At 69.9% G+C, this 12,173-nt stretch carries 10 protein-coding genes; 6 read left to right on the top strand and 4 right to left on the bottom strand.

From position 1 onward, the window contains the following. Window positions 1-51: 51 nt before the first annotated feature. Window positions 52-471, top strand: coding sequence for a very short patch repair endonuclease (locus tag ACZ6ZD_RS05250; RefSeq protein WP_465672624.1), 420 nt, complete (start codon window positions 52-54; stop codon window positions 469-471). Window positions 472-564: 93 nt separating this feature from the next. Here ACZ6ZD_RS05250 and ACZ6ZD_RS05245 read toward each other — a convergent pair whose 3' ends face one another. The 3 genes from ACZ6ZD_RS05245 to ACZ6ZD_RS05235 form a co-directional block, all read right to left on the bottom strand. Continuing rightward, window positions 565-1,653 (bottom strand): hypothetical protein, encoded by a 1,089-nt coding sequence (locus ACZ6ZD_RS05245; RefSeq protein WP_465668536.1) that lies wholly within the window; start codon window positions 1,651-1,653, stop codon window positions 565-567. 11 nt (window positions 1,654-1,664) lie between these two features. Then, window positions 1,665-2,168: a SigE family RNA polymerase sigma factor gene (locus ACZ6ZD_RS05240; protein WP_465668535.1), complete on the bottom strand. Its 504-nt coding sequence runs from the start codon at window positions 2,166-2,168 to the stop codon at window positions 1,665-1,667. 64 nt (window positions 2,169-2,232) lie between these two features. Then, complete coding sequence (locus ACZ6ZD_RS05235; RefSeq protein ID WP_465668533.1) at window positions 2,233-3,267, bottom strand: DUF695 domain-containing protein; 1,035 nt, start codon at window positions 3,265-3,267, stop codon at window positions 2,233-2,235. A 167-nt stretch (window positions 3,268-3,434) separates the two neighbouring features. On the opposite strand from ACZ6ZD_RS05235, the gene ACZ6ZD_RS05230 reads away from it, so the two are divergent. Further along, complete coding sequence (locus ACZ6ZD_RS05230) at window positions 3,435-4,364, top strand: proline dehydrogenase family protein (protein ID WP_465668531.1); 930 nt, start codon at window positions 3,435-3,437, stop codon at window positions 4,362-4,364. On the opposite strand, the gene ACZ6ZD_RS05225 is transcribed toward ACZ6ZD_RS05230, so the two are convergent. Continuing rightward, window positions 4,365-4,850 carry a hypothetical protein gene (locus ACZ6ZD_RS05225; RefSeq protein ID WP_465668529.1) on the bottom strand — a complete coding sequence of 162 codons (486 nt, stop codon included), beginning with the start codon at window positions 4,848-4,850 and terminating at the stop codon, window positions 4,365-4,367. A 99-nt stretch (window positions 4,851-4,949) separates the two neighbouring features. Between ACZ6ZD_RS05225 and proC the strand changes: the two genes are divergently transcribed. The 4 genes from proC to ACZ6ZD_RS05205 all read left to right on the top strand — a co-directional run bounded on the left by proC (window position 4,950) and on the right by ACZ6ZD_RS05205 (window position 12,097). Then, on the top strand, window positions 4,950-5,753 hold the full coding sequence (gene proC, locus ACZ6ZD_RS05220; RefSeq protein WP_465668527.1) for a pyrroline-5-carboxylate reductase: 804 nt from the start codon (window positions 4,950-4,952) through the stop codon (window positions 5,751-5,753). 71 nt (window positions 5,754-5,824) lie between these two features. Beyond that, on the top strand, window positions 5,825-6,403 hold the full coding sequence (locus tag ACZ6ZD_RS05215) for a hypothetical protein (protein ID WP_465668526.1): 579 nt from the start codon (window positions 5,825-5,827) through the stop codon (window positions 6,401-6,403). Window positions 6,404-6,421: 18 nt separating this feature from the next. Continuing rightward, window positions 6,422-7,324 (top strand): TIGR03560 family F420-dependent LLM class oxidoreductase, encoded by a 903-nt coding sequence (locus ACZ6ZD_RS05210; RefSeq protein ID WP_465668524.1) that lies wholly within the window; start codon window positions 6,422-6,424, stop codon window positions 7,322-7,324. A 126-nt stretch (window positions 7,325-7,450) separates the two neighbouring features. Beyond that, complete coding sequence (locus tag ACZ6ZD_RS05205) at window positions 7,451-12,097, top strand: LamG domain-containing protein (RefSeq protein WP_465668522.1); 4,647 nt, start codon at window positions 7,451-7,453, stop codon at window positions 12,095-12,097. Window positions 12,098-12,173: the final 76 nt, after the last annotated feature.

The raw sequence follows: 12,173 nt of genomic DNA, 5'->3' as shown, positions 1-12,173 counted from the left end.
GACCAGGTGGTCTCCGAGTCGTGGGCGTCGAGTCCGGGTAGTCGGGCGAGCATGCTCGCAAACAGGCGGACGGACACCAAACCCGAGCTCGTTCTGAGGTCGGAGCTCCATCGGCGAGGTTTTCGATTCCGTAAGGACTACCGACTGCTCCTGGGCGACGTGAAGCCGCGACCGGACATCGTGTTCACCCGCGCAAAGGTGGCCGTCTTCGTCGATGGGTGCTTCTGGCATTCGTGCCCCGAACATCGCGGTCCGATGCCGAAGGCGAACGCCGCGTACTGGGCCGCGAAGCTCGCTCGGAATGTCGATCGGGACCGCAGGTACGACGCTGCGTTGCGCGCTGCCGGCTGGACCGTCGTCCGCATCTGGGAACACGTCGGCGCCACGGAGGGCGCGGATCTTATTGCAGCTGCCCTCACGCCGATGTCGGCAAGGGCGAGCCGGGTGACACAGAGGCGCCAGTCTTCCTGATGCTGCCCGAGTCGTCCTGGCGACCGTAGCGCCGCCACCCTCAACCGCCGCACAGCCTGAACCCCGGCGCGCAGGCGCCGGGGTTCAGGTGGGTCAGTCTTCGGGGTAGAGCTTGTCGAGGATCTTGCCGTCCTTGTCGTAGGCGCGGACGGTCAGTTTGTCCTTGTCGGTGTGCCGGGTCTTGTCGATCGCGGTGAAGGCGAACCAGCCGTCCTGGAGTGGCGCGTCGTACTTCGGGCCGTTGCCCACCTGGACGACGACCTTGGCCGTTCCGGCCGGAGCGCGGCCCCAACCGGTCGGGAGCGCGAGCCCGCAGACCGGGCCGTCACAGTTCCCGCCCTCGGGGAGGATCGCGGCGATGTGCTTACCCAGCGTCCCGTCGGGCCACATCATGCGCGGGTAGTCGGTCCCGAGGTCGTCGAGTTTGAGTGCGTGGGTGCCCCAGCCGGTGCCGACCACGCCGGCGTCCAGGGGCAGGCTGCAGGCGATCGCCGTACGCCCGGACGGCGACGTCGCGATCAGCTGGGCCCGGCTGTAGCCCTTGTCGGTGCCCTTGATCCGCAGCTGGTCCGAGATGGTGATCTTCCAGTTGGTCATGTCGACCCAGGCCTCCACCGAGCAGTTCCGCAGCTGCCCTTCCGGGGTGCTGGGAATCCGGTCCGCCGCGGCGGCTGCGACAAGTTCTGCCGACGGCTTGTCGCCGCCGGGGATCGTGCAAGAGCCCTGTACCGCGCCCGGCCCGACCACGGTGACTCCGCCGTTCCGGTCGCGCTTCGCGCCCTTCAGGTCCACCATCCTCGACGAGACGGAGCGGAACTCGCCCTTGCCTTCGAGCTTGCCGATCTTCGGGTAGCGCAGGGCGCAGCGGCGGTTGGCTTCCGCGGCGGAGATGCGCTGGGCGGCGCCGTCCTCGCCCCGCGGGATACCGGGGACGGCGGAGAAGTCCGGGTTCGGGGTGGCGGCGACGTTGGGGGTGTTGTTGGCGGAGCTGATGCCGGGGATGACGGTGGCGGCGAGGGCTACGGCGGCGGCGGTGGCTAGGAGGCCGCCGGCGCCGGCGAGTTTGCGGCGGCGGCGGCCGCGGTGGCCGCGGGTGAGGAGGGCGGTGGTGTCGAAGGGGGGCAGGGGTTCGGCGTCGGCGACGCGGTGTAGTTCGGCGCTGACTTCGGGGTCGTTGTACATGGGGTCCTCCTTCACAGCGCCGGGCTCGGTCGCAGGTTCATGGCTTTGCGGAGAGTTTCGAGGCCGCGGGCGGCCTGGCTCTTGACCGTGCCCTGGGAGCAGCCGAGGATCTCGGCGGTCTGCTCGACGGACAGGTCTTCGTAGTAACGCAGGACGACGCAGGCGCGCTGCCGGGCCCCGAGGGCGCGCAGGGCCACCAGGACTTCGTCGCGGGACGCGAGCCCGCTGGTGAAGTCGGCGCTCCCGGCCCGGTCGGGCACCTCGGCGATCGCCACCTCACGCCGCCAGGGCCGCCGGCCGCCGTCGTACGCCGCGTTGACGACCATTCGCCGGGCGTAGGCGAACGGGTTCCCGACCCGCTGGATCCGCGGCCAGGACAGGTACAGCTTGTACAGCGCGTCCTGGACGATGTCGTCGGCCTTGTGCCGGTCGCCGCTGATCAGGTACGCCGTTCTTCGCAGCGACGGATTGGCCGTCTCCACGAACTCGACGAACGCTTGGTCCCGCTCGCTCATCCGTGCCTCCCTCTTCCTTGTCCGCCTCAAGACGGAAAGGGCGGCCGTCGGGGTTGCATGCCGATCAACCGGAAAGATGCGCGACGTTCTCCCAGGCGGGATCGGCGCTGACGGTGACGGCGACCTTGCCGTGCGTCCAGCCCGCGGTCGCGGCGCGGAGCTGCGCGGCGGCCGGGGTGTTGCCGTCGATGTAGTAGTGCAGCAGGCGGCTGCCCGCGGAGGTCTCGTGGGCGAGCAGGTTGCCGGAGCCGCCCAGGCGGTCGGTCAGGTGGTCCTCGAACGCGCGCAGTTCGTCGAGCATCTCGGCCTCGGGCAGGCCGTCGTCGCGGACGACGGGGTAGCCGACGGCGATCTCGACGTGGGTGTCCAGGTGCGGACGCCGGATCGAGCGCAGCGGGTACTCCGCGGTCGCGATCAGCCGCTCGCCGTCCCGGGTGCCCTCGAGCATCTTCCAGGCCGGGCTGCCGTCCTCCAGGGTGTGCGCGGCGGCGAACTCGGCGACGGCCGGCAGTAGCGTGCCGATCGGCTCCGCCTCCGGCGGCGCGGTCTCCAGCGTCTCGATCGCGCCGATCCAGGTCTCTACCAGCTCCTCGCCGAGCGCCAGGTCGAGGATCAGGAACGTGACCCGCTGCCGGGCCGCGGGCGGCAGCTCGGGGAAGGCGGGGTGGTAGACGCCGACGTGGATGGACGACGCGTCCGGCTCGGCGACCACGACCGACTTCTCGATCGGCACCTCGGGCAGGCCCTCGAACCGGATCGTCTTGGTCGGCCGCGGCCGGCGGAGATCGGCGTACTCCCAGAGCTGGTCGGACTCCGGCGCCGTGCGCAGCCAGCGCCGGGCGACGGCGCGGCGGGCCGGGTTGCCGGCGGCGGTCACGATCAGCGCGTGCCGGGCGTGCAGCCCGGGGCCGAACTCCCAGTCCAGCTCCGGGTGGATCCGGCTGATCCGGTCGCCGAACGTCGCGGTCAGCTCGGCCGGCCAGCCGTCGTTCACCGCGTCGGCCAGCTCGGCGGCGCCGCCCTCGGTCCACCAGGTCCAGAACGCGCCGATCGGGTCGGCCTCCACGGCTGCCGACTTGCGACGCTTGAAGATGGGCATGGCCCCATCCTCTCCGACGAGGGGATCGGGCACTGTCCGTGATCGGACCAGTACGCCTGCTGGTGTGGTTCCGGCCACACGATTAGGGAGCGTCCGGTTCAGGCACGTAACCTGCTGACACCACTGGCAATCACGGGGCCGGGTGGCATTCGGAGGAGGAAACGTAAGTGCTTCGGCGAGTCCTGCTGGGCATGTCCCGCAGCCCCCAGATCAAGAAGGCCGTCTCGGCCATGCCGGTGTCCAGTGGCATCGTGGCCCGGTTCGTGGCCGGCGAGACCGCTCCGGAGGCCGTGCTGGCCACCGAGAAGCTGGTCAGCCAGGGCCTGAACGTCACCCTCGACCACCTCGGTGAGGACGTCACCGACCTGTCCGCCGCGACGGCCACCGTCGACGCGTACCTGGAGCTGCTGCGCAAGCTCTCCGAGGCCGGTCTGACCATGAACGCCGAGGTCTCGGTGAAGCTGTCCGCGGTCGGCCAGGCGCTGCCCGGCGACGGCGAGAAGATCGCCCTGGAGAACGCGCGGACGATCTGTCACGCCGCCCGCAACGCCGGCACCACGGTCACCCTCGACATGGAGGACCACACCACCACCGACTCCACGCTGGGCATCCTGCGTGAGCTGCGCCAGGACTTCCCGGAGACCGGCGCCGTCCTGCAGGCCTACCTGCGCCGGACCGAGGCCGACTGCCGCGACCTGGCCCACGCCGGCTCCCGCGTCCGCCTCTGCAAGGGCGCCTACAAGGAGCCCGAGTCGGTCGCCTTCCAGGACAAGCGCCAGGTCGACAAGGCGTACGTCCGGGCCCTCAAGATCCTGATGAACGGCACCGGCTACCCGATGATCGCCTCGCACGACCCGCGGCTGATCGCCATCGCCGGCTCGCTGGCCGACCGCGCCAACCGCCAGCCGGGCTCCTTCGAGTACCAGATGCTCTACGGCATCCGCCCCGAGGAGCAGCTCCGCCTCTCCGGCCTCGGCCACACCATGCGGATCTACATCCCCTACGGCGAGGACTGGTACGGCTACCTGGTCCGCCGGCTGGCCGAGCGGCCGGCGAACCTGCAGTTCTTCGCCCGCTCCCTGATCAGCAAGAAGTAATCAGCACGGCGAGCCGTACTCGGTGCCGTACCAGGGGCTCCAGACGGTGAAGTTGCGCGTCTCGCCGGCCTTCAGCTCGTACGAGCGGAACCGGACGCACTTGCCTTCCTTGTGGTCGAAGTTGCAGTAGGCCCAGCCCTTGGCCTTCGGCAGCGCCTGGCAGTACCGGTTCTTGTCGTAGTTGGTCTGCACGTGGAAGACCGTGGCCCAGCCGTTCTCCTGCAGGTCCCGCACCCACTGCAGGTCGCCGACCCACTGGAAGCAGGTCTCACCCCAGTAGGTGCCGAACAACCGGCAGGTCTGGAAGTTGGGCTGCTCGGCCTGGAGCTTGGGGGTGATCGGGGCAGTGGTGGCGATCGTAGGGCTGGTCGGCGTGCCGGCGTCGAGATCGTCGGCGTCCTGGTCGTCGGCGTACGCCGTGCCGAAACCTCCGGCGAGCAGGAGCAGCGTGGCGGCGGCGGTGGCGAGGGTACGGCGGATGCGCATGGGCGGTCCTTCGGTGGGCGGCTGGAAATAGGACATCCTATGTACCGGTCGGTGGACAACTGCGGCGGGGCCGGGGCAGTTCGTCAGTAACCTGTGGGCATGAGTGCACAGGTGGCGATTCTCGGTGCGGGCGTGATGGGCGAGACGTTGTTGTCGGGGCTGATTCGGGCCGGACGGCGACCGGAGGAGTTGCTGATCACCGAGCGCCGCGAGGAGCGGGCCGCGGAGTTGCGCGAGCGGTACGGGGTGGACGTCGTCTCGAACGTGGACGCGGCGTCCAAGGCGGACACGCTGGTGCTGGTGGTGAAGCCGCAGGACATGCCCGACCTGCTCGGCGAGATTGCGCCGGTGGTGCGGGTGGAGCAGACGGTGGTGTCGCTGGCTGCGGGGATCTCGACGAAGTTCATCGAGTCGCGGTTGCCCGAGGGCGTGGCGGTTGTGCGGGTGATGCCGAACACGCCTGCGCTGGTCGATGAGGGGATGGCGGCGATCTCGCGCGGCGCGCACTGCGACGAGAGCCATCTGGAGCTGGCCGAAGGGCTGCTCGCCGCGACCGGCCGGGTGCTCCGGGTGCCGGAGAAGCAGCAGGACGCGGTGACCGCGATCTCCGGGTCGGGTCCGGCGTACCTGTTCTTCGTCGTCGAGGCGATGATCGAGGCCGGCGTCCACATGGGCCTGCCGCGTGGGACGGCGACCGACCTCGTCGTCCAGACCGTCGTCGGGTCGGCCAAGCTGCTGCGGGAGACCGGTGAGCACCCGACCGTCCTGCGCGAGCGCGTGACGTCGCCCGGCGGGACGACGGCCGCCGCCGTCCGGGAGCTGGAGGACCACAAGGTCCGGGCCGCGTTCCTGTCCGCGATCGAGGCGGCGCGCAATCGTTCGCGCGATCTGGCTGCCGAATAACACCTCAGCTTCCGGTGGCGTTATCCTGGCGCCGCAGGTACCTGCCAGGGTCAAAAGGATGATTCATCTCCATGGGTAATCGTTCGGAGCAGCAGAGCCCCGAGCAGCTCGCCGCTGCTCCGCTGCCCGCTACCCAGCTGCCGGAGTTGCCGTGGCGGGTGCCGCTGGACCGGGCGCCGTGGTGGGCCTGGGCGCTGTTCGTGACGCCGTTCGTCGCGGTCCCGGTGCTGAACTCGTGGCTCTGGATGGGCGCCCGCGACATGCTCGCGGTCGCGCTGCTGGTGGTGATCGGGGCGTCCGTCGTCCGGATCGCCGGCGGGGTCGTGCTCTACCGGGTGATGCTGACGCCGTCCGGGCTGAAGGCGCGGACGAGCATGCTGATCCGCAGCCTGCCCTGGCAGGACGTCGACAAGATCGAGGTCGGCGACGACAACGTCGTCCTCACCCGCGGCCAGGACGAGAACGAGATCAACGGCATCCCCAAGGACCGCGTGGCCGAGGTCGCCGCCGTGATGGAGGCGTTGCGGCAGCAGGCCGCCGGCCGCCCGCGCCGCCGCGCCACCCCGCGCCCCGGCATCGGCGCGCTGTTCGTGCTCACCTACCTGGTGCTGTCCATCGGCGCCTTCCTGACGCGCTGGCACATCGTCTGACGACATAGTCTCGAGGTCATGGACTTTTCTCTGTGGCCGAACGCCGGGCGGACGTGGACCGAGGTACTCGAAGGGGCCGAGTACGCCGAGCGCACCGGCTGGCACGGCGTCTGGGTTGCCGACCACTTCATGAAGAACGGCGACGACCTGTCGGCTCCGGTGCACGAGTGTCTCGCGCTGATCGCGGCGCTGGCGGCCCGGACCGAGCGGGTCCGGATCGGGTCGATGGTGCTCGGGAACACCTACCGGCACCCGGCCGTCGTGGCGAACCAGGCCGCGACCATCGACCAGATCAGCGAAGGCCGGTTCGTGCTCGGGATCGGCGCGGGCTGGCAGGTCAACGAGCACGAGGTCTACGGCATCGAGCTGCCGCCGACCAAGCAGCTGCTGGCCCGGTTCGAGGAGGCCTGCCAGGTGATCACCGGCCTGCTCGGCCAGGAGCGGACGACGTTCGACGGCGCCTACTACCAGCTCGCGGGCGCGCCGCTGGAGCCCAAGCCCGCCAAGCTGCCGGTGCTGATCGGCGCCGCCGGCGAAAAGGTTGCCCTGGGCATCGTTGCCCGGTACGCCGACGAGTGGAACCACTGGGGCCGCCCGGAGCTGGCCGTCCACAAGGGCAAGGTGTTCGCCGAGCACTGCGCGCGGATCGACCGCGACCCGCAGTCCGTCCGCCGCTCCGCGCAGACCTTCCTGGAGGTCGTGGCCCCGGGTGACACCGCGGCGATCGCCCGCAAGCAGGACTTCGAGGCCCGCGGGCTGCACGTGATCATGGGCTCGGCCCAGGAGGTCCTCGACACCGTCGCCCAGTACCCGGCCGCCGGGATCGACGAGGTGCTCGTCCCGGACCACTGGCTCGGCTCCGGCGCCGAGCGTTTCGAGAAGCTCGAGCGGCTCCGCGAAGAGGTCTTCGCCAAGCTCTGACCGCCGCCTTTCACGGGCCCGTCGCGCGGTGAGGATCGGTCAAGGTACCGGCCGCCATCCTGATCGCACGCGGGCCGGGGGAGTGCTCCCCGGGTCGCGCACGTTTCCGCGACCTGGGGGTTCTCCGTGCCATCACGTCTTACCCGGCGCCTCGCCACCTTGCTGGCGCTAGCTCTGGCCACACCACTGATATCGGCGACCACGACCGCCGAAGCATCCCGGACGGCGCCCGCCGCCGAAGCCAAGATCGCCGAGGTGGCCGACCTGGCCGGCGCGACCCGCGCGGCCCGCAAACAGGGCAGTCCGGTCGAGGTCACCGGCCTCCGCACCGCCGACCGAACCGTCTTCGCGCAGCCCGATGGCACCTCGATCGCCGAGCTGTCGCCCGGGCCGGTCCGCGTCCGCCGCGGCAACGGCTGGGCCGAGATCGACCCGACGCTCGCGCGCGCGGCCGACGGCATGCTGGTCGCCAAGGCGACCGCGGCCGGCGTCGCCTTCTCCGGCGGTGGGACCGGCCCGATGATCCGCTACGGCAAGACCGGCAGCCGGATCACCCTGACCTGGCCCGGCGTGCTGCCGGCCCCCGAGCTGGACGGCGCGACGGCGACGTACCGCGATGTCCGCCCGGACGTCGATCTGGTGCTGAAGGCCGAGCGCACCGGCTACACCCAGCACCTGGTCGTCAAGACCCATGAGGCGGCTCGGCAGCTCGAGTCGGTCCGGCTCGGTTTGAAGGCCGAGGGGCTGACGGTGACCGCGACCAAGACCGGTGCGCTCGAGGCCCGCGACAAGGCGGGCGCTGTCGTCTTCCACGCGCCGCCGTCGGCGATGTGGGACTCCGGTACGCCGGCCCGCCGCGCGATCGCGGCCGTCGCCGTCGACACGTCGTCGCTGACGATCACGCCGGATGTGAAGCTGATGCGCGACCCGGCGGCCAAGCTGCCGATCATCGTCGACCCGAACTGGGCGACGTACGGCAAGGCGTACTGGACGTCGGTGTCCTCGGGGAAGCCGAACAGCGGCTGGGACAACTCCAGCCCGGGCGGCTCGAACGTGGCCCAGGTCGGCCGGTGTGATTTCGCCGAATGCAACGGCATCGGCGTGATGCGGTCGTACTTCCAGTTCGACACGCAGTTCCAGAACATCCTGGTCGGTAAGACGATCATGGGGGTCTGGCTGGACGCGCCGGTGTTCTCGACCGGAGACTGCAACCCGCGCAAGCAGATGGTTCTGGGAACCAGCCAGATCGGGCCTGGGCTGAAATGGTCGAACGCGCCGACCGGCTGGTGGATCGCCGACGCCATGGTGCCCAGCGCGTGCGACGGCCGTAAGGAATTCTCCTTCGCGCTGCCGAAGGACCACATCAACCGCACGCACCCGTCGACGTACATCATCCAGTCCGTCGACGAGGGCGACAAGGCGTTCTGGCGTAAGTACGAGGCGCACAACGTCAAGCTGCGGGTCCGGTTCAACGCGGCGCCGAACCCGCCGGGCAGTGTCCGGATGGACCCGCCGCTGGCGGCGCCGTGCAAGTGGTGTGCGGGGACGCCGTACCTCAACGGCAGCTCGGTCCGGCTGATCGCCGGCCTGTCCGACCCGGACGGCAACGCTGTCCTGCCGCAGTGGGACATCACGACCGATGGCGTGACCGAGAGCCGCTTCGGCTCCTTGCAGGCGAACGGCTCGATGCACGACACCCAGATCGCCCTTGCTGACGGCAAGAAGGTGAGCTGGAACGTCCGTGGCTGGGACGTCGACGAGAACACCGGTGCGCGGTTCGAGGCCGGTCCGCCGACGAACGGGCCCGGACCGTTCGTGGTGGACCGGACGGCGCCGTCCGCCGGGCCGAAGGTGACCGGGACGCTCTACAAGGACGACAACCGCTGGCATGGTGCCGTCGGGGTGCCTGGTGAGTTCCGGATCGAGCGGGAGCTCAAGAACGGCCAGCCGGACCCGGGGACCGCGGATGTCGACCACTACCTGTGGGGCCAGCAGACACCGCCCACCAACCCGGTGGCCGCGGATGCGCTCGGCGGAAAGGCAACTGTGTCAGTGACGCCGACTCAGGATGGTCCGCAGGAGCTGTTCGTCCGGAGCGTCGACCGGGCCGGTAACCCGGGGCCGATCACGACGTACCGGTTCTACGTCCGGGAAGGCCGCGGTCCGCTCGCGCAGTGGTCGTTCGAGGGTGACACCAAGGACAGGGCCAGTCTGGGCGACCGGGACGGCACTCTGAACGGTACGGCGAAGTACGCGCCCGGTGCGATCGGTCTGGGGCTGCAGCTGGACGGCGCGCAGCACACGACCAACATGACCGCTCCGAACACGCTGCGGACCGATGCGAGCTTCTCGGTGTCGGCGTGGGTCAAGCCGCAGCCCACCAGGGCCGGTCAGGTGATGGCGATCGCCAGCCAGGATGGCGTGCCCAACAACAGCGGCTTCTACCTGCAGTTCCGCGACAACAAGTGGGCGATGATGCTCCTGCACAACGGAACCGCCATCAATCCGCCAGGAACCCTGGCTATCGCCAGTGCGCCCGCACAGCTCGACCGCTGGTCACATGTCACCGGTGTTTACGACCGGGGGGCCCAGAAGCTCCGGCTGTACGTGAACGGCGCCCGGGTCGCCGAGCAGGCGCTACCGGCTGACTTCGTGCCGTGGCAGGGCTCCGGACCGTTCGTGGTCGGGCGTCAGCAGTGCGGTACGAGTCCGTGCGACCCGTGGTCCGGTGCGATCGACGAGGTGAAGGCGTACGACCGGGCGCTGACCGACGACGACGTCCGGACGGCGGTTGCGCGGGACGACGTCCAGACGGCGCACTGGGCGTTTGAAGAGGCCAAGGACGACAAGACCGCCAACCAGGTGGACGGCGGTGCCACCGCTGCGCTGCAAGGGGGTGCGGCGCTGGGCGATGGTGCTGTCGGGCGTGGTGTGCTGCTGGACGGCGTCGACGACCAGGCGGCGACGGACGGGCCGGTGGTCCGTACCGACCAGAGCTTCTCAGTCGCTGCCTGGGTGCGGCTCGACAAGGCTCCGCAGGTTGGCTGGACCGTACCGGTCCTGGCCCAGGACGGCGCGAACGTCAGCGGCTTCTTCCTCTGGTACCGCCAGCAGGAGGGCCGCGGGGTCTGGGAGCTCTACACGCCGTCGGCCGACGCGGTGAACCGCCCGGCGGACGAGATGGTGGTCTCCACCGTGCCGGCGAAGGTTGGTCGGCTCACGCACGTCGCCGCGGTGTACGACGCGGCCGCCAAGACGATCCGGCTCTACGTCGACGGTGCTCCGGCCGGTACGGCGCCGCGCGTCGGCGGTTTCGACGCCACCGGGCCGATGCGGATCGGTCGCGGCCGCTGGAACGGGAACCCGACCAGCTCCTGGCCGGGCATGATCGACGAGGTCCGCGCGTACAACCGAGTCATCTCACTCGAAGAGGTCCGTGGCCTGAAGGCCGGTGTCGACGCGACCGCGGCGACCTGGAAGCTGGACGGCAACACGACGGACGCGTCGGAGAACCACCGCGATGGCGCTGTGCGCGGTCCGGCGACCTGGACCGCCGGTCAGACCGCAATGCCGAACCCGGCGGACAAGGCGATCCAGCTGAACGGTGACGCCGTTGTCGAGGCGCCGCACGCGGTGGACGTGAAGCAGAGCTTCTCGGTCAGCGCCTGGCTCAAACCGGACCGCATCGGTGGTTGGTGGGTTCCGCTGGCCCAGGACGGCGCAGTGGTCAGCTCGTTCCACCTGCAGCTGACGGACAAGGGTCACTGGACGTTCGCGATGTCCGGCGCCGACGTGAAGGACGCCGGGAATTCCGGTGCCAGAGCGATCGGTCCGCTGGCTCAGGCCGGTGTCTGGCAACACGTGGTCGGTAGCTATGACGCCGAACGCAAACAGCTCGCCATCCACGTCAACGGCGTTCTCGGCGCCACAGCGGCGTACACGCATACCTGGGACTACCCAGCCGGTCAGCTCACGATCGGTGGCAGCAGATGGAACGGGAACCGTCAGACGTCCTTCCCGGGTGCGATCGACGACGTCCGCGTCCACGACCGGGTGCTCGCCGAGAGCGAGCTGGTCGCCCTGGCAGGCCGGGACCTCAACCTGGCACACAACTGGGCCCTGGACGAGACCAGTGGGAACGGCATGGCGGACTCCGTCGGCAGCCGCGGCGGAACACTCAACGGGCCGACCCGTGTGCCCGGCCGGGTCGGAAACGCCCTGAGCTTCGACGGGCAGAACGACTCGGTCTCGACGACCGGTGTGGACATCGACACCTCGAAGAGCTTCACCGTGTCCAGTTGGGTCCGGCTGCGCAAGGTGTGCGACCCCGGAGCCGAGTTCTCCTGCCGGTTGACCGCAGCCAGCCTGGACGGCGGTCAGACCAGCAAGTTCCGGCTCGGCCACTTCACCGACCGGGACAGTCATCCGCTCGGCGCCTGGATCTTCGAGATGCCGGAGGCCAACGGGACGGTGACGAAGGCGTCGGTGTCCGCGATGGAATCCGACCTGGACCGCTGGGTGCACCTGGCCGGTGTGTACGACGCGACGGCCAAGCAGCTGTGGCTCTACGTCGATTCGAATCGTCAGGGCGTCGGTGTGCTCAACACGCCCTGGACGGCGTCCGGCGGGTTGCAGCTCGGCCGTGGCCTGCTGGCGGGCGCTCCTGCCGAGTTCTGGCCGGGCGAGGTCGACGACGTCCGTCTGTACGCCGGCCGGCTGGACAAGGCCCGCATCGAGAACCTGTACGACTCCTACCCGGCTCTGGCCGGCTGACCGCTGAGGAAACCCTCAATGCGCAGACATGTCGTAATAACCGCCCTCGTGTCCTCGCTCGTAGTCGCAGCGGGAC

This window comes from Kribbella sp. NPDC104218 (assembly GCF_055584105.1).
This window is presented reverse-complemented; position numbering and strand designations above follow the sequence as displayed.